General features: G+C 51.1%; 18 protein-coding genes. 10 read left to right on the plus strand and 8 right to left on the minus strand.

Annotated elements, in window-relative coordinates; translation table 11 throughout:
- Positions 1 to 108 precede the first annotated feature (108 nt).
- Entirely contained in the window at positions 109 to 1,098 is a 990-nt protein-coding gene (locus O9139_RS22090) for a Gfo/Idh/MocA family protein (protein WP_270881590.1), read from the plus strand.
- A 228-nt stretch (positions 1,099 to 1,326) separates the two neighbouring features.
- Positions 1,327 to 4,905 carry an OmpL47-type beta-barrel domain-containing protein gene (locus tag O9139_RS22095; RefSeq protein ID WP_270881591.1) on the plus strand — a complete coding sequence of 1,193 codons (3,579 nt, stop codon included), beginning with the start codon at positions 1,327 to 1,329 and terminating at the stop codon, positions 4,903 to 4,905.
- Between the two features lie 72 nt (positions 4,906 to 4,977).
- Here O9139_RS22095 and O9139_RS22100 read toward each other — a convergent pair whose 3' ends face one another.
- The gene (locus tag O9139_RS22100; RefSeq protein WP_333742808.1) at positions 4,978 to 5,178 is read right to left on the minus strand and encodes a hypothetical protein; all 201 of its coding nucleotides are present in this window, start codon (positions 5,176 to 5,178) and stop codon (positions 4,978 to 4,980) included.
- 245 nt (positions 5,179 to 5,423) lie between these two features.
- Between O9139_RS22100 and O9139_RS22105 the strand changes: the two genes are divergently transcribed.
- Positions 5,424 to 6,653, plus strand: coding sequence for a multidrug effflux MFS transporter (locus O9139_RS22105; RefSeq protein ID WP_270881592.1), 1,230 nt, complete (start codon positions 5,424 to 5,426; stop codon positions 6,651 to 6,653).
- A gap of 126 nt (positions 6,654 to 6,779) precedes the next feature.
- Positions 6,780 to 7,895 carry a hypothetical protein gene (locus tag O9139_RS22110; protein ID WP_270881593.1) on the plus strand — a complete coding sequence of 372 codons (1,116 nt, stop codon included), beginning with the start codon at positions 6,780 to 6,782 and terminating at the stop codon, positions 7,893 to 7,895.
- Positions 7,896 to 7,943: 48 nt separating this feature from the next.
- Here O9139_RS22110 and O9139_RS22115 read toward each other — a convergent pair whose 3' ends face one another.
- Positions 7,944 to 8,867: a DNA-3-methyladenine glycosylase family protein gene (locus tag O9139_RS22115; RefSeq protein ID WP_270881594.1), complete on the minus strand. Its 924-nt coding sequence runs from the start codon at positions 8,865 to 8,867 to the stop codon at positions 7,944 to 7,946.
- A 165-nt stretch (positions 8,868 to 9,032) separates the two neighbouring features.
- On the opposite strand from O9139_RS22115, the gene O9139_RS22120 reads away from it, so the two are divergent.
- Both O9139_RS22120 and O9139_RS22125 read left to right on the plus strand, forming a co-directional pair.
- The gene (locus tag O9139_RS22120; RefSeq protein ID WP_270881595.1) at positions 9,033 to 9,587 is read left to right on the plus strand and encodes a bifunctional transcriptional activator/DNA repair enzyme AdaA; all 555 of its coding nucleotides are present in this window, start codon (positions 9,033 to 9,035) and stop codon (positions 9,585 to 9,587) included.
- Positions 9,588 to 9,604: 17 nt separating this feature from the next.
- Positions 9,605 to 10,171 (plus strand): methylated-DNA--[protein]-cysteine S-methyltransferase, encoded by a 567-nt coding sequence (locus O9139_RS22125; RefSeq protein ID WP_270881596.1) that lies wholly within the window; start codon positions 9,605 to 9,607, stop codon positions 10,169 to 10,171.
- Here O9139_RS22125 and O9139_RS22130 read toward each other — a convergent pair.
- The gene (locus O9139_RS22130; RefSeq protein WP_270881597.1) at positions 10,145 to 10,384 is read right to left on the minus strand and encodes a hypothetical protein; all 240 of its coding nucleotides are present in this window, start codon (positions 10,382 to 10,384) and stop codon (positions 10,145 to 10,147) included. The two genes, O9139_RS22125 and O9139_RS22130, sit on opposite strands and share 27 nt — an antisense overlap.
- A gap of 93 nt (positions 10,385 to 10,477) precedes the next feature.
- Here O9139_RS22130 and O9139_RS22135 point away from each other — a divergent pair, with 93 nt between their 5' ends.
- On the plus strand, positions 10,478 to 11,302 hold the full coding sequence (locus O9139_RS22135) for an SPL family radical SAM protein (protein WP_270881598.1): 825 nt from the start codon (positions 10,478 to 10,480) through the stop codon (positions 11,300 to 11,302).
- 10 nt (positions 11,303 to 11,312) lie between these two features.
- On the opposite strand, the gene O9139_RS22140 is transcribed toward O9139_RS22135, so the two are convergent.
- On the minus strand, positions 11,313 to 12,245 hold the full coding sequence (locus tag O9139_RS22140; protein ID WP_270881599.1) for an AraC family transcriptional regulator: 933 nt from the start codon (positions 12,243 to 12,245) through the stop codon (positions 11,313 to 11,315).
- Between the two features lie 202 nt (positions 12,246 to 12,447).
- Between O9139_RS22140 and O9139_RS22145 the strand changes: the two genes are divergently transcribed.
- Together O9139_RS22145 and O9139_RS22150 are read left to right on the plus strand one after the other, a co-directional pair.
- Complete coding sequence (locus O9139_RS22145) at positions 12,448 to 13,185, plus strand: ThuA domain-containing protein (protein ID WP_270881600.1); 738 nt, start codon at positions 12,448 to 12,450, stop codon at positions 13,183 to 13,185.
- 130 nt (positions 13,186 to 13,315) lie between these two features.
- Positions 13,316 to 13,780 (plus strand): DUF2306 domain-containing protein, encoded by a 465-nt coding sequence (locus O9139_RS22150; RefSeq protein ID WP_270881601.1) that lies wholly within the window; start codon positions 13,316 to 13,318, stop codon positions 13,778 to 13,780.
- A 41-nt stretch (positions 13,781 to 13,821) separates the two neighbouring features.
- Here O9139_RS22150 and O9139_RS22155 read toward each other — a convergent pair whose 3' ends face one another.
- The 4 genes from O9139_RS22155 to O9139_RS22170 form a co-directional block, all read right to left on the minus strand.
- Positions 13,822 to 15,414: a HAMP domain-containing sensor histidine kinase gene (locus O9139_RS22155; protein ID WP_270881602.1), complete on the minus strand. Its 1,593-nt coding sequence runs from the start codon at positions 15,412 to 15,414 to the stop codon at positions 13,822 to 13,824.
- Complete coding sequence (locus tag O9139_RS22160; RefSeq protein ID WP_270881603.1) at positions 15,411 to 16,112, minus strand: response regulator transcription factor; 702 nt, start codon at positions 16,110 to 16,112, stop codon at positions 15,411 to 15,413. Before O9139_RS22160 ends, O9139_RS22155 begins: the two co-directional genes overlap by 4 nt.
- An 83-nt stretch (positions 16,113 to 16,195) precedes the next feature.
- Positions 16,196 to 16,978, minus strand: a complete 783-nt coding sequence (locus O9139_RS22165) for a hypothetical protein (protein ID WP_270881604.1) — start codon at positions 16,976 to 16,978, stop codon at positions 16,196 to 16,198.
- Between the two features lie 119 nt (positions 16,979 to 17,097).
- The gene (locus tag O9139_RS22170; RefSeq protein WP_270881605.1) at positions 17,098 to 17,436 is read right to left on the minus strand and encodes a YrdB family protein; all 339 of its coding nucleotides are present in this window, start codon (positions 17,434 to 17,436) and stop codon (positions 17,098 to 17,100) included.
- A gap of 275 nt (positions 17,437 to 17,711) precedes the next feature.
- Here O9139_RS22170 and O9139_RS22175 point away from each other — a divergent pair, with 275 nt between their 5' ends.
- Positions 17,712 to 18,464: a YwmB family TATA-box binding protein gene (locus tag O9139_RS22175; RefSeq protein ID WP_270881606.1), complete on the plus strand. Its 753-nt coding sequence runs from the start codon at positions 17,712 to 17,714 to the stop codon at positions 18,462 to 18,464.
- Positions 18,465 to 18,876 lie beyond the last annotated feature (412 nt).

The following is an 18,876-nucleotide window of genomic DNA, read 5'->3' on the forward strand; positions in this document are numbered from 1 at the left end:
TGGAATTGCCAGCCGGCGGTCGGTATCCTTTAGGCGTCAACGCTGCAAAAATGGTATAGTAGATAAAAAGCAGCAGCTATACAGACCGCTTAAAGGAGAGACCATGTCATGATTCGTTTTGGTATTATCGGAACCAATTGGATTACAGAGGCTTTTATTCATGCTGCCCGTGAGACGGGTGAATTTGCCCTGACGGCCGTATATTCCCGTACAGAGGAGAAGGCCCGGGAGTTTGCCGGCAAGTTCGACATCCCTCACTTCTATACGGATTTATCGGCTTTTGCGGGTAGTGGAGAGTTTGACGCTGTCTACATTGCCAGTCCGAATTCGCTGCATGCGGAGCAGGCCGTTCTGTGCATGAATCACGGCAAGCATGTGCTATGTGAAAAGCCTGCGGCATCGAATGCCGAGGAACTGTCCGCGATGGTCGAGGCCGCCAAACAAAATAAGGTTGTTTTCATGGAAGCGCTCAAAACAACTTTGCTGCCGAATTTCGCCGCCATCAGGGACAATTTACATAAAATTGGCTGTGTTCGGCGGTATTTTGCCGGCTACTGTCAGTATTCATCGCGGTATGATGCCTATAAGCAAGGCACGGTGCTGAACGCGTTTAATCCGATCTATTCGAACGGTTCTTTGATGGATTTGGGCATTTATTGTATTTATCCGTTGGTTGCTTTATTTGGCAAGCCGGAACGTGTACAAGCGGGCGGTATCTTGCTGGAATCCGGCGTGGATGGCGAAGGAAGTCTGCTGCTCGGCTACGCAGATATGGATGCCGTCATTATGCATTCGAAAATTACGAGCTCTTACGCGCCTGCCGAGATCCAAGGTGAATCGGGGACGATGATCATTGACAAAATCAATGAACCCGGCAAAGTGGAGATTCGCTACCGGAACGGCGAAGTCGAAGATGTGACACGGGAGCAGACGACGCATACGATGATGTACGAAGCTGCGGAATTCATGCGTCTGATTCGCGAAGGCGAGTTGGAGTCGCGCACGAATTCTTTTGCCGTATCGTTGGCCGTATCCGAGATTATGACGGATGCTCGTGCGCAGATGGGGCTTGTCTTCCCGGCGGACACAAAGCAGTAGGAAGCAAGCGCATCATGCCGCGTGTAAAAGCCTCAGGACCACATTGGTGGGCCTGGGGCTTGTTTGTTTTGCGTGGAGCGCTTCGCCGTATTGAAGCGAAACGAGGCTTCCCCCCAACGCACTCCCCACAAAACTCCAAGTCTTTACAAATAAATCGTACAAACGATTGTATATATTTGGTAGAATGGTAGAGTCAATTAGCAGACTCATATACAAAGGAGGAATATTATGAAATTGTTGGCAGAGTGGAAGGGGAGAATGTTCAAGTCCGCACTCGCTCTAGCGGTGGCTTTGCCGCTGCAAATGATCGCCACTAGCGGCTGGCAGGCGGCCGTGGCTGAAGGGCCAACCGACCCGGCACCGTTCATCGAGGCCAAAGTCGTCAATGAGAACGCCGGCAAAAAGGTGTTGTTCGACAACACGCACGAACAAACGGCGGGGGCGGCAGACTGGGTTATTGACGGTGGATTTTCTGATTTTGCCAACGCGCTTGCGGCGAATGGTTACTACGTCAAGGAGCTCCGTAAATCTACGCCAATCACTTTAAGCGATTTGAGCGGATATGATGTTTTTGTCGTGGCGGAGTCGAATGTGCCGTACAAAACAAGCGAGCAGGCAGCCATGGCACAGTATGTGCAAAACGGCGGCAGCATTTTCTTCGTCGGCGACCACTATAACGCGGACCGCAATAAGAACCGTTGGGATGGCTCGGAGGTTTTCAACGGCTACCGGCGCGGTGCATGGACGAACCCGGCCAAAGGCATGAGCGCTGAAGAGAGCTCATCCGTCGCTATGCAAGACGTTGCTAGCTCCGACTGGCTGGCTAACAACTTCGGCGTGCGCTTCCGTTACAATGCGCTAGGCGACATTAACACGAATCAGGTTGTTGCGCCGGAGCAGGCTTTTGGCATTACGAGCGGGGTTTCCACTGTGGCGATGCATGCCGGTTCAACGCTTGCGATCATTGATCCGAATAAAGCGAAGGGCATTGTTTATTTGCCGCAAACGAACGAGGCTTGGGCAAATGCCGTGGATCAAGGTGTGTATAACGGCGGCGGTGTGGCTGAAGGCCCTTACGTTGCGGTATCGAAAGCAGGAGCTGGTAAAGCTGCTTTTATCGGGGACTCCTCCGCAGTTGAGGATGCGACGCCAAAATACCTGCGCGAAGATACGGGAGCTAAGAAAACAACGTACGACGGATTCAAAGAACAGAACGATGGTACACTGCTTGTTAATATGGTAAACTGGCTTGCCAAAAAAGAAAGCTACACCAGCCTTTCCCAAGTTAGCGGCTTGCAGTTGGATGAGCCTACGGCGCTGCTGCCTTTTGAAGATCCGGCGGCTTCTACCGAGCCGCAGCCTGAACCATGGGCGGCGCCGGATGCCGGCTACAAATGGTACGACCGCAGCACGTTCAAACCAGGCTCCTATGGCGGTCCTGCAGCTACTGCAAGCGCAGCTTTCAGCTTCGTGCATCAGGCGGTACTGCCGAATGCGCAGGATTTTCCGGTTCGTGTTGTCATCGATAATCTTCCGGCTAACACAACCGTTTCGAACTATCAGCTTGGTGTTTACCTGGTTAGCGGCGGCGCGCAGATTGCCCAAGTACAAAATGCTGACGGCACATGGCCTACCACTTATGGGTACAGTACTAATTTTAGCCTGACATCGGATATCAAAGGACACGCTTATAAGGACCTCATGGTTCGCATTAAACAAGGCACGACCGCAGCAGCGAATATGCGCCTCCGACAAAATGGCACAAACCTGATAACGCAAAGTGTCACATTAGGGGACGTGCCTGCGGAATCGCTGCCGGACGAACAAAACCCCATTCCGGCCAAAATCTCCATTGCCGAGGCCCGCAGCCAAACAACAGGCTCACTGGTTACTGTAGAAGGTGTCGTAACTACGGAACCGGGAGCGTTCGGCGGACAAGCTTTTTACTTGCAAGATGCAACTGGCGGTATTTATGTGTTCCAAAGCTTGAGCGGGTTCCATCAAGGGGACACCGTGAAAGTGACAGCGCCAACGGCGTTGTACAACACGGAGCTGGAACTGTCGGATCCGATAGAGATCGCCAAAACGGGCACAGCTGCTATCCCGACGCCAACCGTGGTCAACTCGATCACCAATGATAATCAAGGTCAATTGGTAGAACTGGACAATGTGGCGATTACGAACATCATCAGCGCTACTCCTACGGGATCTTTTGAATTTGACGCCGTTCATGGCGCAGTAAGCAACCATGTCCGTGTCGATACTCGCACAGGCATTTCCCAAAGCACGTTTCCATATGCGCTGGGACAAACCGTAAACATCAAAGGGGTTGCCGCCATCTTCAAGGGCGTATTCCAGTTAAAACCAAGAGGTTTAAGCGACTTCGCAGCTGCGACTCCAGCGGATTCAACGCCTCCTGTAACGACTGCATCTATTTCCGGCACGCCGAATAATCAGGGTTGGTTTAATCAGGACCCGACTGTCACCCTCACAGCTACGGATGACCAGGCAGGAGCGGTGGTTACGCAATATGCCATTAATAGTGACACTGTTCGTACTTACGATGCACCTGTAACGATTTCAACAGAAGGAACGAATGTTGTTCGATACTTCTCGACGGATGCAGCAGGCAACGCAGAGGCTGCCCAGTCACTTGAATTGAAGTTGGATGTAACTTCGCCAGTCGTTACGTTAACCCAATCGGGCGGACCGGTTGCAGATGTCGCTGATACTGCGAATCTGGCTTTCGAGCTGGCAAGTACCGATGCGGTATCAGGCGTAGCTGAGCAGCAGCTTTTGCTGGACGGCCAGGTTATCACCAGTGGTCAAACGCTGCATGCGGCTGATTTAGGCGTAGGCAATCATACAGTGCAATATCGTGTAACTGACGTGGCAGGCAATCAGTCAGAAAACAGCTATTCTTTTAAAATTAATGCCAGCAAAGTGTTCAATAAAGTGGTGCTAACAGCTGCCAAACAATCACTGCTTGTTAGCGAGACTTCCGCTACTCAATTGAGCGGATCTTACAGCGACGGTTCAAGTGCAGACCTTAGCCAAGCTTCTGTCGTGTACAGTTCCAATAACAGCGCTGTTGCAACTGTGAATCAGCAAGGTATCCTTACAGCTGTAGCACAAGGTGCGGCGCAAATTACTGCAAACGTGACATTGAACGGTGTCACCGTTCAATCCAATGCAGTCACTGTTACAGTCGTCAAGCCGCTTTCTAGCGGTGTACCGGGTAAGCCTGTTTTATCCGATAATAATGGCTACGATACGGGACTTAAGGATGGCAGCTATACTGTGACTATGAACATGTGGTGGGGCAACAACGGCACAGTGTTCAAGCTTTACGAGAACGGAGTGCTGATCAGCACGCAATCCCTCACGGATGCTTCGCCAGGCGCGCAGACAGCCAGATTTGACATTACGGGCAAAGCCAATGGTACCTATACGTATACGGCGGAGCTGAGCAACGTATTTGGAACGACGACAAGCAGCCCGTTGGTTGTCCAAGTCAAGGAGGCAGCTCCTGCTAAGCCGGTGCTCGCTTCAGATAACTGGGATGGCGATGGGAATTTCAACATCACGATGAACATGTGGTGGGGGACGAACGGTTCCGAGTACCGCTTATATGAAAATGGCATATTAATTGACAGCAAGAGCTTGAAAGAAGCGACACCAGGTGCACAGAGCGCAGTATCTGCGATTTCCGGCAGGGGTATAGGCGTCTATGAGTACCGCTGCGAGCTCGTTAATGCTTCCGGCGTTACTTCCAGCGAGATTCTGACCGTTAAAGTGGTAAAATAACACGTTTGCAGCGCCAACGCCTGGGATCCCGGGTGTTGGCGTTTTTTTTGCGCGCATGCTTGCCCGGGCATATCACGATTCAACAACATTCGAAGCAGCGTTATGTTGAGCCACATCGTCACAGGCAAAAGAAAAGACGCGAAAACCGAGCGCCTGCAAGGAAGTTTCGCGGTTGAGCTCAGCGTTTGCAATCCGCCCCCGCCAGTCCAACACCTCGTACTCCGGATGTAAATGTTCGAACTGACCTTGCAACGGGTACCAGACGTGCCGCAAAAAGAGGGACTCCGCGTGTTGTCATACTTCCATCACCTCCCTAATAAAAAATAAAAGAACGCCCCTGGCTCATCGCTTGGATAAATAGGGACGTTCTTTGTCACTGTTTTCGTTATGACGGACGGGCTGAAGAGCTGACCGGCGAACGCATATATAATCAGCTAGACAATCGTCTAGACAAAGCCCCAACCCGGTGGTAGCCTGAATGAATAGATCAAATACACAATAGAAAGCTTGTGGTATTCATGAACAAAAACAACAGCGCCACCCTAGAAGCGGGCGCTGCTTTAAGCCGCTCACGGCGACTGTGGATCGCCATGGTGCTGGGCTCGCTGGCCGCCTTCGGCCCGCTCTCGCTGGATATGTACCTGCCGGCGCTGCCCGCGTTGGCAGGCGACTTGCACGCGAGCACGTCGCTCGCGCAAATGAGCCTCACAGCCTGTATGCTCGGCCTGTCGTTCGGGCAGCTGGCCGCCGGCTCCATCAGCGATGTGCGCGGACGCCGCCTCCCGCTGCTCGTCGGCCTCATCATCTATGCGATCGCCTCGATCCTGTGCAACTTCTCGACGTCGATCTGGATGTTCCTCGGTCTGCGCTTTATTCAAGGATTGGCCGGCTCAGCCGGAATCGTCATTTCACGGGCGATCGTGCGCGACTTGTACACAGGCGTAGAGCTGACGAAGTTTTTTGCGCTTCTCATGCTGGTGAATGGCGCAGCGCCGATCCTCGCGCCGATCGTGGGCGGCCAAATACTGCAGGTCACCTCCTGGCACGGCGTCTTCGTCGTACTGAGCTTAATTGGCGTCATTATGCTCATCGTCGTAGCCTTGGGCCTTAGGGAAACGCTGCCGCCAGAACGCCGACTCAAAGGCGGGCTGCGCAACACGCTGCGGACGTTTGGCGGTCTGCTCACAGACCGCATGTTCATGGGCTATGCGCTGACACAAGGTCTTGTCTCAGGCGCGATGTTTGCCTACATTTCAGGCTCGCCGTTCGTGCTGCAGGATATTTTTGGCATCTCTCCACAAATGTTCAGCGTCTGCTTTGCCGTCAACGGCCTCGGTATCATCATAGCGAGCCAGACAGCCGGCAGGTTGGCCGGCAAAGTGAAGCTGCGCAGCATTCTGGCCTGCGGGCTGGTGACAGCGATGTTCGGCGGGTTCCTGCTGCTGACGGCGACAGTTGCGGGAGCGGGGCTTTATCTCATTTTGCCCGCTTTCTTTTTCATCGTTTCAAGCGTAGGGCTCGTATCCACGGCAACCTCCTCCTTGGCGCTGCAAAATCAGGGCAAATCCGCAGGGAGCGCGGCAGCCTTGCTGGGCCTGTTATCTTTTATCGTAGGAAGCTTTGTAGCTCCGCTAGTCGGCATTGGTGGAAGCCAGACCGCTGTGCCGCTGGGCATCATTATTGCTGCTATGGAAATGGGTGCGATCGCTTGCTTTATACTGATGACAAGAACTCGCAATCCAAAGTAATCATTTTTAAATGAACTTTTAATAGATTTTTTAAGTGGCATTAAGCTAGCTTTCAAAGTTTATTCACAATTGTTTTTTATACTCATTACATGAGGGACAAATAAAAAACAAAGGTGGAATTGCGTAATGAAGGCTATTCAGAAAAAGGTACTCACATGCACATTGGCAGCAGGCTTACTGATCGGAGGCGGCTTGACTCTTCAGCATACACAGGCTTTTGCAGATGAAAGTGGCACAACCACAGCAACATCGACACCGACTTCTAATGTACATAAGGACCAAGACCACAAAGGATCTTTTGCAAATAAACAAGGATTTGGCTTCAAAAGAGGCGACTTCCAAGGCGGCATCGCTTTCGGCAAAGAAGGCACAGATGTAGCTGCCATTCTCGGTATTGATCAAGCAACGCTAAAGGATGAGCTTAAGTCAGGCAAAAGCTTGGCAGAGATCGCTCAAGAGAAAGCGAATTTGACAGAAGACGCGTTGATCCAGAAGCTGACAGATGCTGAAACGAAGAAGCTCGACGATGCGGTAGCCGCAGGTAAGCTGACGCAAGCGCAAGCTGATAAAGCAAAGTCCGGTATGGCAGACCGCTTGAAGAAGATGGTCGAAGCGAAACCGCAAGCTGGCAGTATGAAAGGCGGTCCTAGAGGCGGCCTCAAAGGGGGCATGTTCTTCGGTAAAGAGGGCACCGATTTTGCTGCGGTACTTGGCATTGATCAAACCGTGCTAAAGGATGAGCTCAAGGCAGGCAAAAGCTTGGCAGCAATTGCTCAAGAGAAAGCGAACTTGACGGAAGACGCGTTGATTCAGAAGCTGACTGATGCTGAGACGAAGAAGCTTGACGATGCGGTCGCTGCAGGCAAGCTGACGCAAGAGCAGGCTGACAAAATGAAGTCCGGTATGGCAGACCGCTTGAAGAAGATGGTCGAAGCGAAACCGCAAGCCGGAGGTATGAAAGGCGGTTCCTTTGGCCACGGTGCCAAGCATCAAGGCGTTTCGATGTTCGGACAATGGGGTAAGCAGGAAGAACTTGCAACCATCCTCGGCATGACCAAAGAAGATTTGGCTTCAGAGCTCAAATCGGGCAAATCACTGGCGGAGATCGCTGAGGCAAAAGACATGACTGAAGATCAACTGATTACGAAGCTGAAGGACAGCATGACAGATTCCCTCAAAAAGTTCGTTGAGGATAAAGGAAATGCCAACAAACAAGCTGCAGCTCCAACCACTGCACAATAAAATGTGAAAAAGGTTATCCCCAACATAACTCCTGGGGATAACCTTTTTTTAATACAACACCCTCCACAAGTAGAATGTGGCATATGCCTCCCAGCCCGCCCAATTTGCAGCAAGCCGTGTAATGGTTTCGAGCGAGGGCTTGTCATCCAAGCCCATCACATGTTTGAGCGCATTATGCAGCCCGACATCGGCCAGTGGAAAAGCCGCCGGGTCTCGCAAGCAGCGCATCAGCACATAGTTCGCAGTCCACGGGCCGATCCCCCGAATGCGTACAAGCTCTTTCTCCATAGCTTGAATCGAGCCAAGTGCCAATAAGCGCTCTTTCGTAAGCTTGCCCTCAGCCATCAAAGCGGCGACGCCGATTAAATACTCCGCCTTCTTGCCGGTGAATTGCAAGACAGTCAGCGCGTCCGGCGTGAGCCCGGCAATGGTCTCGGGCGACGGAAAAGCCCAGTAGGTGCGCCCCTCCCACACCAATGACGTACCGAAGGCTTCGACGAGCCGCCTTTTTAACGTATAAGCGAAAGCCAAATTGATCTGCTGACCGATAATCCCCCAGCTCAACGCTTCGAATAAATCCGGTATGCCCATCAAGCGCAAGCCGTAAAATCGTTGGGCTACTGGCCCGAGCAGCGGATCCCGTTCCGCCAGCGTGTAGAACGGCCCCAGATCACGGCCAAGATCAAACCATTCCCACACATATTCGGCAATTGCCTTCAGCAGTTCCAGCTGCTGCCCGGCATTCTCCACGTTCATGATGCGGATGCGCATAGTCGCATTGTCCGCACTGTTAACAGCGATTAGCACGTGTTTATCCACAATGCGCTGAAGCTTATAGATATCTAAGTTATCCACATGGAATAAGCACTCGTTCGTTGAACGGGACAAATAATCCAGATTATGTTCATAACGAAAAAGCTCGGGAAGCTGTAAAATTAAGCAATTGGCATGGTCGTCCCAGTTGAAATGCATCAGCAGGTCTCCTTATTTTTAATCAATACATTTCACTCATCCTTACTCAACCATTATCGCAAAATGCGGCTTTTGTAATCTTGCTTTCTCATTCGCCGTCACTTACAAGCGTGAACTCGATTGGGTATACTGAGAGCAAGAAGCAGGACGAATGAAAGAAGGTGGATGATGAACGGCGAGTATTGGCAAGCGATCGTTGCGAACGATAAAACGTATGACGGCAAGTTTTGGTACGCAGTGAAGACGACAGGCATCTTTTGCCGGCCATCCTGCAAATCAAGGCTGCCCAATCAAGAGCATGTCCTTATTTTTACGACCAAGCAGGAAGCCTTATCCGCCAATTTCCGCCCATGCAAAAGGTGCAGACCCGACGGTGTATGGCTCCCTGAGGAAGAATGGGCGCAGCATATCGCCCGGCACCTGGAGGAGAACTATGCGGAGCCGCTGACGTTAGCGGTACTAGCGGAACAATTTTTTGCAAGCACCTACCATTTACAGCGGACTTTCAAGCGGGTTACGGGCATCACGCCGCTAGCTTACTTGCAGGAGGTCAGAGTGGTCGCCGCCAAGAGGCTGCTTATCGAATCAGACTTGGCGATCAACGCGGTCGGCGCACAGGTTGGTATTGCGAACGCTGCGCATTTTGCCACACTGTTTCTAAAGAAAACAGGCTTGACGCCTTCCGAATTTCGTCATTCGTACCGCCTAAATTTACCATAATGGAGGAGAGAAGACGAATGTCCAATCAAGCATCAGGCCGTCTGTACTGGACGATTATGCAAGCTGATAACTGGCATTTATTAATAGCGGCTACGGACCAGGGGCTTTGTTTTTTGCAGTTTCTGATTCAGCCGCCATCGAGGTATACCGAAGATGAAGCTTGGACGGACTTAGTGAAGTGGGCGCGCATACATGCGCCAAAGCTAGAATGGGTCAGCCAAACAGAGCCGCTTCAACCATATATGGAGCAAGTTGCACAGTTTTTGCGCGGGGAAAGAGGTGCCTTTACGGTACCGTTGGATTTGCGGGGAACCCCGTTTCAGCGAAGAGTCTGGGAGGCGCTTCTGCAGATTCCCCATGGGCATACCAGGAATTACTCCGAGGTCGCTGCCAGCTTAGAGCAAAGCCTTGCGGTCCGGGCTGTGGGAACTGCAATCGGCGCCAATCCCGTGCTTATCGTCGTCCCCTGCCATCGGGTCCTCGGGAAGAATGGGGCGCTGACAGGCTATCGGGGCGGACTGCCGAATAAAGAAAGCCTTTTGCTGCTGGAGAAATCGTTAAGCTTTGCGTCGCAGCATCAATAAAGAGATCATAAGAGCAGCGCCTATTAGAACAAAACTTAGTCTCAAGTATAAGTGCAATTGATTATTTATGAGCATCGTAAAAGCGATTATAATGAGACCGGTATTTTCTTTCGTATACATCTTGCCGCCTTTGCGAATGAACATACGATAGGCCACGATACCATAAATAAAAATAAGCCAGACTAAGATAAAAATTTTCAGGTAGATGTCCATGGCAGCTCCTCCTTATCGCCACATCCCATTACGTTTCGTGCCGATACCGATATTTGTTTCACGACGAGTTCATCGAAGCTTGGAGGAATAGGAATGAACAAAAACCCCGCCATCACAGTCAAAACGTCGAAGCAGCTGCTGAATCGGGCGACCGGTTTTCTGGAAGGCTACAGCCATACGCTGAATCCTTATACCGGGTGTGCGTTTGCTTGCTCATACTGTTATGTGCGGCAGATGCCGGTTGCTTTGTTTCATGGCGGCGAGTGGGGGAGCTGGGTGGATGTGAAAAGCAACGCCGCCGAGCTGCTGGCCAGCGAGCTCGCTAGAGCAAAGCGCAAAGGGCCCGTGTCGATCTTCATGTCATCGAGCACGGACCCTTACCAGCCTGCCGAGTACGCACAGCGGCTCACTCGGTCGCTTCTGGAAGTCATGGCGCAGCAGCCGCCGGACTTCCTCTTTGTGCAAACCCGCAGCCCGCTTGTCACGCGGGATGCGGATTTGCTGGAGCAGCTGGGCCCGCGCGTGCGGGTCAGCGTGACCGTCGAGACGGACCGCGAGGACGTCCGCCGGGCCTTCACACCAGCTGCGCCGCCGATCCAGGCGCGGTTGAAAGCACTCCGCGAGTTAACAGCTCGCGGAATCCCTGTACAGGCCACGATTGCGCCTGTGCTGCCTTGCTCGGAGCAATTCGCCGAGCAGCTGGCCGGCATCGTGGAACGGGTCTGCATCGACGACTATTTCATGGGCGATGGCAGCAAGGGCAAGCGCACGGAGCGCATCGGCGTCCGTGCGATTTATGAAGCGCTCGGGCTGGACGACTGGTACAGTCGGGGAGCGTACGAGCGCGTATACCAACAGCTCCTGCGGCATTTTCCGCAGGAGCAGGTTGGGGTGAGCCGGCAAGGGTTCCTTCCTTGACCTTGGCGGCTCACTGCGCAAGTGCCGGAGTTAAGCTCGTCTGACTCCGCATGCGCTGTTTAAATTCTTTGGGAGAGCATTGATTATGGCGCTTGAACAATTTGTAGAACTGCGCCATGTTCAGAATGCCCACTTCAAAGCTCACTTCCATAATGCTGAGGTCTCGGGTTAACAGGAGACGCTCAGCTTTTTTGATGCGCTTATAGTTGACATAATCGACAAAAGAGAGTCCCATCACTTTTTTAAAATACTTAATAAAGTAATGATAGCTAAGCCCGAGCTTGCTGCACACATCCTCGACGGCAATTTTGTCGCTGAGATGACGATCGACATAATCCAGCGCTGGGCGCAGGCGGGACAGCCCGGTATCCTCAGTTAGCGCCGTAAGATCGCGGTTGTCGTTGCGCAGCAATAGCAGGAGCAAATTTTTGATCCCGGCACTGATGGCGAGTTCATATCCGAGCTTCTGCGATTGGGATTCTTCATAGATCCCCAGGATGAGGTCATAGGCGGCCCGCTTGACTTCTGCATTTTGGCGAAACAGTGCATTGAACGATTCGAGCGGATGGGTGAGCTCAGAGAAGCAGTGCAAATAAGGCATGGCGCTCAAGTCAAAATGCTGCATCAAATCGACTTGAAAGACGATTTGCCGCAATGGGGCAGCGGAGTACTTGTGTGTGCGATGCGGCTGGGATGAGCCAAGAACCATGACATCCCCTGCTTCCAACAACGTATAAGCATCCTTGGTCTGAATGCCAAGTGTGCCTTCGGTGACGATCAGGAACTCGACCTGCTTATGGCAGTGCCAATACCACGGGTCAGGGATTCCATGCACGGCTGACTCGTTGATGAGCTCAAATATTTTGAGAAACAGCAGCGGGTTCTGATAAGTAATTTCTTCATTATAGATTTCGGTCGATGAGCTATAGATAGTCTCCATCATAGCGCTACCTCGCTGTCGCTTAGGACATTTTTGAATAAACGGGATAACCCGGTGAGTAAGCATTTTCAATTACGAGTATATCACTCTTTTTAGGGGAAGGACACATTTGAATAGGAAGTGGGCAGGATCTCGCATTTCAACGGACGTAGGGAGCCGATATACTCGGATTATAGATTAAATGCTATTTATGGAGGTAAATCCAATGAGCCGTAAGCTTAAAGTAACCGTATGGAATGAGTTCCGTCATGAAAAAGAAAGCGAAATCGTTCGCAGCGCATATCCGCAAGGTATTCATACCGCCATCGGCGAAGGTTTGGCCGGCAATGTTGAGGTCACATACGCAACTTTGGACGATGCTGAGCATGGTTTGACTGAAGAGGTTTTGAATAATACTGACGTTCTAATCTGGTGGGGACATAAAGCCCATGATGAAGTGCAGGATGAAATCGTCAACCGTGTGCAGCAGCGCGTACTACATGGCATGGGTCTGATCGTGCTTCACTCCGGCCACTTCTCCAAAGTGTTCAAGAAGCTGATGGGCACATCCTGTGACTTGAAATGGCGCGAAGCTGACGAGAAAGAGCGCATTTGGGTTGTTTCCCCAGGCCATCCGATCGTTGAAGGCATCGGTGAGTACATCGAGCTGGAAGCGGAAGAGATGTACGGCGAGCACTTTGACATTCCACAGCCGGATGAGCTGATCATGGTCAGCTGGTTCGAAGGCGGCGAAGTATTCCGCAGCGGCTGCACGTTTACACGCGGCCAAGGCAAAATCTTCTACTTCCGTCCAGGACACGAAACGTACCGCACATACTATAACGAGCAAATCCGCCGCGTGATCAGCAACGCTGTTCAATGGGCTGCGCCAACGACGCGCGAGTATCCGAAATATGGCAACCATAAGCCATTGGAAGCCATCAAAGCGCAAGTCAAAGCTTAATCTGTTTGATAGAGCTCCCAACCCCTCAGGGGATGGGAGCTTTTTATTTTTTTACATAAAGTGGTTGATAGCATGTGAATTATTGTTAAAATAAGGATCGGGCTCCATTTATTGAAGAGGCGGTGATCACTTGTTCTCATTGTTTTTAGTCGTTCATATATGTACAGGTGTGATTTGTTTAATTAGCGGTATCTTTGCTTTTTCATCCAAAAAGAAGAAGGGCCGACATTCCGTTTCCGGTGAAATCTATCACGGGTCGTACGTGTTCGTGTTTGTGACAGCGCTGATCATGTCGGTTATCCATTGGCAGGAGAGCCACTATCTTTTTTATATTGCTCTATTTTCGTACGGGCTTGCTTTATGGGGATATGTGGCTGTCAAAAGGAAATGGACCAATTGGTTGGGCTCCCACATTGGCGGCATGCTAGGTTCATATATTGGGATCGTCACTGCTACGCTCGTCGTCAATGTACACCGCATTCCTGTGATGAATGAGCTTCCTGTTCTGATCTATTGGTTCTTGCCGACGATGATTGGAACGCCGATTATCTTTAAAGTTGGGCAGAAATACAAGCCGCGAAAGAGGCTCCATTAACAAAGGCTGAACCGCAACGATGTTGCTGTTCAGCCTCTTTGCTATGCGCTTGCCGCTTCTAGGCGCATCGTCTTCATCGCGGAAGCGGGCTCCAGGTAAAAAGCGACGCCTTGGCGCCCGTCCGCACTCGCGTTCTCGTTCTCGGCCCGGGCCGTCATGCCGTGATGCTCGGCAATTTGTTTGACGATCGCAAGTCCGAGCCCGAACTGGCCATCTCCACCGGAGCGGAATGGCTCGAATAAACTTGCGGCCATGGCGTCATCCAGCGGCGGACCATCGTTGCTGATTTTGATAACTGGTCGTGAGCCTTCCTCGCCGCTCAGTGTGACAGTAATGCGAATACATGTTCGCGCATAACGAAGCTGGTTATCGAACAGATTCTCGAGGGCCACCATCCATTGTTCCGGATCGCCGGTCATGGAGAGATTCGGCTCCAGCATGATATCCCAGTCAATTTCCGGACGGCGGTACTTTAACCGTTCGACAGCATCTCGGATGAGGTCATCCCACTGAAAAGTTTGAAAAGGTTTTTCCCTGGATGTTAAATAATTCAGCTTGTTGAGCAGCAGCAGGTCGCGAATCCGCTTCTCCAGCCGTTCGCCCTCTTTCATAATCACGCCGACACTGGCCTGCAGGCTGCCCTTTGGAAAGACGCCGTCCAGGATCGATTGCGCGTAGCTGCGGATGACCATCACCGGCGTTTTCAGTTCATGCGACGTATGCTGCAAAAAAAATTGCTGCGCGCGATCCTGCCGAACGAGCCGCTGCCGCATCGTTTCGATCGCTTTGGCCAAGCGGCCGATCTCATCTTTGCGGCCTGTTTCCAGCGGTTCGTGCCAGTCGCGTTCGGCGAGCCGCCCGACGTGCTGCTCCATTTGGACCAGTGGCCTCGTAAAGTAGCGGGCGAGGACCAAACAGGGCAGCCAGCTGAATACGATGAGACCGACCATCAGCAGCATCAAGCGAATGAACATGGTCAGCACCAAATCATTGCGATAATTGCCCCAAGCATACGAGACGATAAAGTTGGGCTGGCCTTGAACCACTTCTTTGCGAATCACATAAAAAATGCTCTTATTATCGAGGCTGTACGTATATTTATCTATGGGAACGCTCTGTGTAAAAGCATCTTTTTCCATCGCTTTAACAAAGGGTTCGCTGACGGATCCGGCGGGGACGATGCTTGGCGCTTGTTCCGTGCCGCTGATCATAAAATGCTGAATAGCCGGCCCTTCTATCGGTGCCGCACTTGTAGAAAGCGAAAATGGTTTAGCCGGCATGGTTGTGGCATCGCTTTTGGAAATAAATAGCACTCGCTTGCCGGACTCAAGCAGCGGCTCTGGCGCCGGAAGCGCGGTGCCTGGTACGGATGTGATAGTCAGCGTGGACGAGGCGGCCGTATCAACCGGCACCGTCAGCTGATTCAGCGGCGTTGCCGGTGAAGCTGCAGCGCTGACGCCAACGCGCAGTCCGCTTTGCGTGTCCAGCAAAATATCATATAGCTGCTCGGTGAAGAAGCCTTTCAGTGTCCAAGGCAGGAGAACGGCGAGCAGCGCAAAAATAAACAGCGTGAGTGCGGCGAAAGCGCCCCACAGCTTAACGGCAAGCGGCCAGTATCCGATTCTGATTTTCATGATTTCACCATCCTGTATCCAAAGCCGTATACGGTTTCTACACGCAGCTCAGGCAGCTTGCGGCGAAGTCTCCGCATAAGGTCGTCGACGACGCGGTCCGTGCCGAAATAGTCGACGCCCCAGATCGCGGTCAGCATTTGCTCGCGCTCAAGCACTTGCCCTTGGTGCTGAACGAGAAAGACGAGCAGCTCGAATTCCTTACTCGTCAGATCCAGCTTCTGCCCGGATCCATCCGTCACGATGCGTGCTTGCTCATCGATCCAATACGGCGCTGCGGTTAGCTTGGGACGCTGTTCCGCAGCCGAAGCCGGCGCGCCACCAGCTCCATGCCGCCCGCCGTAGACGCGCTCCAGCAGCCGGCGCGCCCGAATGACGAGCTCGCGCGGCAGGAACGGCTTGGCCACATAATCATCGCTGCCGAGCTCCAGCCCGATGATCCGGTCAATGTCGGCGTCGCGCGCGGAGATGAAGATGACGGGCTGCGCAGGCTGGTCCGCCTTGATCTCCCGCATCAGCTGAAAGCCGTCTACGCCTGGGAGCATGATGTCGAGGACCCACAAGTCCGGCCGCTCCGCAATGGCGGCCTGGGCCGCAGCGCCATCGAGGAACGAACGCACTTGCCACCCCTCTTTTTCCAAATATGCGGCTAACACACCGTTTAAATGGTCCTCATCTTCCACTAAAAAAATCCGGTACATAAAATGCTCCTCCTATATATCCACGATAGGGAAAAGGCGGAACCACCCGCCATATGGGCATGGTTCCGCCTGTGTATGGTTTATTATTCCGTCGGTTGGGCTTGTATAGTCGGTTCAGCAGCTTGAGCTTCTTTTATTTTTTTGACCATATCGCGCAGATTCTCGGTTTCTTGCTGATAGTCCTTCAAAAGTTCGGGGAGCAGGCTGCGAATCGTTGCTGCATCATCGGCGTCCACGGCTTCAGCCAGTTTTTGCTGGCGTTTGAAGGCTTCGGAGGCATCCGCTTGCATAGTATCTAACCATTTACCTTCAACAGGGAGGGCTTGCGTGAACTTCTTTACAACCACGCCATCTTGGGATTTCGTAATTGTAAGTTGCTTTCCTTCACCAATGGAAACGGATGACAGTTGATCCGGGTTCAAACCATCAGTGGATGGAACCAGCTGCACAGGGATAGCAGCCTTATCATCAGATGCAGGGATCGCCGTCGTTACAGTGCCCATAGCATCCGACTTATTCAATATCATCACCCGTTTCCCCGCCTCAGGCTTCGGCATTTCGCTTTCAACCTGTTTCCTTTCGTCGAGTGCTGCCTTCCAGGCATCGATGGTATCAGGCGCATAGGTGACGGCCAAAAGCTTCAAGTAATTCCGCTGAAAAGCCGGCTGCAACAGCATGCTGGAGCTTCCTTGGTTCATGAACAACATAGTGGTAGGCTTAACCGTTGGGGATGTTGTCGCTGCGGCAGCGGTTATGGTTGCCTGAGCTGTGTCAGCGGCTGTTGCGCTGACGCCTCCAAGTGAAATCGTGGCAAGAGCCGCTAGTAAGCTAGTTTGTGTTAAACGGCGTTTCCATAGTGTTTTCAATTCAAAAAACTCCTTCCGGTATGTAAGTTTAAGGCGATTACGTCCTTACACCCTTACTGTACCGAAAGATTATGGACATCCTGTCATAACATTATGGGAAATTGTGTGTTTGCCGCTCGCTACTGACGCCAAATAAAGAGAAATAGCCTGTTTACAGCATAAATGATGATGAACAGGTACGCCAAAGATTGTCTTCCCGTCGTAAAAAGCGCGGCAAAAGCAGCGGCAAATAACAAGAGTTCGATGATAAAACGAATGGGTTCTGCTAATCGGATTGAGGCTTTAGGAGCTACGAAGAATCCCCAAAGAATAGCGGCCAGGAGCGGGGTGCCTATACCGATGATCATTTTTACATAGATACTGTGAAAACCTCGGAATCCCCAATAGCCAAATGCGGCTAATAGGCAGAGTTCCAATAGAAAGCGTAAGCCTAGGTTAAACATTTTAACTATCGACAATGGGCAGCACTCCCTCAACATAATACCTAATTATATCTGTATGATAGCTAGTTTATGTAGAGAATTACAATAAAAGAAAGAGACCCACAGCTCCTGACTGTGAGTCTAAGAATACATATCTTTTAAAGGGGGGTCGATTATTAAGTATAGGTTCCTTTTGTTAAGTCAGTATGAATTCTACGTTAAACTATCCTAAAAGAATTGGTTTGGATTTTGCTAGATTTGGGTATCCTGTTTACTAGAGTTGCAGATTCTAGTGAAGAGGTGCTGGCGGGATGCATAAGTTCTGGCTTTTATCGATGCTATGGGTTTCTATAACGAGTGTAATCTTTGGCTGGGTGCATGGCGCCGATGCGAAAGGCGAACAGGATGCGCAGCAGATCATAAGTGTCATTCAACCGTATATGTCCTATGAGAAACATTTTACATATAAATATGTCGGCTATTATAGTACTTGCAACGGATCAGAGGATCGGATACTGCAAGTGGGCCAACAATTATCACATGCTTTTGGATTGCCGCTGGGCCAAGATTTAAATCAAGAAGGTAATCATTCAGTTTATAGTGTGAAAACAGAGATCATGCCCGATGCCACTGCTGCCCTAACCGTTGCTAGCCCTGAGGCGCAATCTGCTTGTTATATGGTACTGCGCTTGGATGCTTCCCAAGAAGTTCAATTGACGGACTTATTGAAGTGGCAGGAACAAGCCGGCGGGCAATTTTCCAAGTTAGGTATTGGCGGCGAGTGGAATGTCATGGTGCAGGGATATGTACCGCAGCAAGCGCTGGTCGGGCTTGATGACGCAGCGACGTATTTGGAGAACGTAGGGCATGCATTAAACGGAGAAATTGTCGAACGTTATCACGATGATCATACAATCAGCTTATCTTTGGCATCAGACAAGTTTCATGCATACGTAAATAGTGGCGGACAGACGGTGAATGTACAAATGGCTCTTCATCAAGATTCGACGTCAGGTATGTGGCGTTTAACTGTCGGGACTCCGGTTATTACAAGCGAATATTAGCAAGTGTTAAGAAAAGGATGCACATGCATGCATCCTTTTTGCCAGCTTCGGAAATAATGTAGAAACAATCGAAACAATTGGAATTGTAGAACATTTTAAAAGGGGTTGTATTTCATTTCATAACGTGGTACATTATCTCTCGTTGGTTCGAGAGCAACGCAAAAGTCGCTAAGAAATAGGGGCTTGCAATTGAACAACACGATATGATAAGATGTGAACTCAGCTGTAAAACGACAGAAAATGTCAAGAAAAAAAGTGCTTGCAAATGATGACGAAGCTGTGGTACATTGTAACTCCGGCCGCGAGAGCGGGTTGGAAAAAAGAAAGTAATTGTTCTTTGAAAACTGAACAACGAGTGAGAAGCAAGTCGAGCAATCGACTCTAAACTTTAAAAGAGATTAACAATCTCGTC

The sequence above is a fragment of the Paenibacillus aestuarii genome (assembly GCF_027789125.1).
Classification (GTDB): domain Bacteria; phylum Bacillota; class Bacilli; order Paenibacillales; family NBRC-103111; genus Paenibacillus_E; species Paenibacillus_E aestuarii.

Coding starts and splice junctions, on each gene's coding strand:
- O9139_RS22090 (WP_270881590.1), top strand. CDS start 109: ATGATTCGTTTTGGTATTATCGGAACCAATTGGATTACAGAGGCTTTT.
- O9139_RS22095 (WP_270881591.1), top strand. CDS start 1,327: ATGAAATTGTTGGCAGAGTGGAAGGGGAGAATGTTCAAGTCCGCACTC.
- O9139_RS22105 (WP_270881592.1), top strand. CDS start 5,424: ATGAACAAAAACAACAGCGCCACCCTAGAAGCGGGCGCTGCTTTAAGC.
- O9139_RS22110 (WP_270881593.1), top strand. CDS start 6,780: ATGAAGGCTATTCAGAAAAAGGTACTCACATGCACATTGGCAGCAGGC.
- O9139_RS22115 (WP_270881594.1), bottom strand. CDS start 8,867: ATGCATTTCAACTGGGACGACCATGCCAATTGCTTAATTTTACAGCTT.
- O9139_RS22120 (WP_270881595.1), top strand. CDS start 9,033: ATGATGAACGGCGAGTATTGGCAAGCGATCGTTGCGAACGATAAAACG.
- O9139_RS22125 (WP_270881596.1), top strand. CDS start 9,605: ATGTCCAATCAAGCATCAGGCCGTCTGTACTGGACGATTATGCAAGCT.
- O9139_RS22130 (WP_270881597.1), bottom strand. CDS start 10,384: ATGGACATCTACCTGAAAATTTTTATCTTAGTCTGGCTTATTTTTATT.
- O9139_RS22135 (WP_270881598.1), top strand. CDS start 10,478: ATGAACAAAAACCCCGCCATCACAGTCAAAACGTCGAAGCAGCTGCTG.
- O9139_RS22140 (WP_270881599.1), bottom strand. CDS start 12,245: ATGATGGAGACTATCTATAGCTCATCGACCGAAATCTATAATGAAGAA.
- O9139_RS22145 (WP_270881600.1), top strand. CDS start 12,448: ATGAGCCGTAAGCTTAAAGTAACCGTATGGAATGAGTTCCGTCATGAA.
- O9139_RS22155 (WP_270881602.1), bottom strand. CDS start 15,414: ATGAAAATCAGAATCGGATACTGGCCGCTTGCCGTTAAGCTGTGGGGC.
- O9139_RS22160 (WP_270881603.1), bottom strand. CDS start 16,112: ATGTACCGGATTTTTTTAGTGGAAGATGAGGACCATTTAAACGGTGTG.
- O9139_RS22175 (WP_270881606.1), top strand. CDS start 17,712: ATGCATAAGTTCTGGCTTTTATCGATGCTATGGGTTTCTATAACGAGT.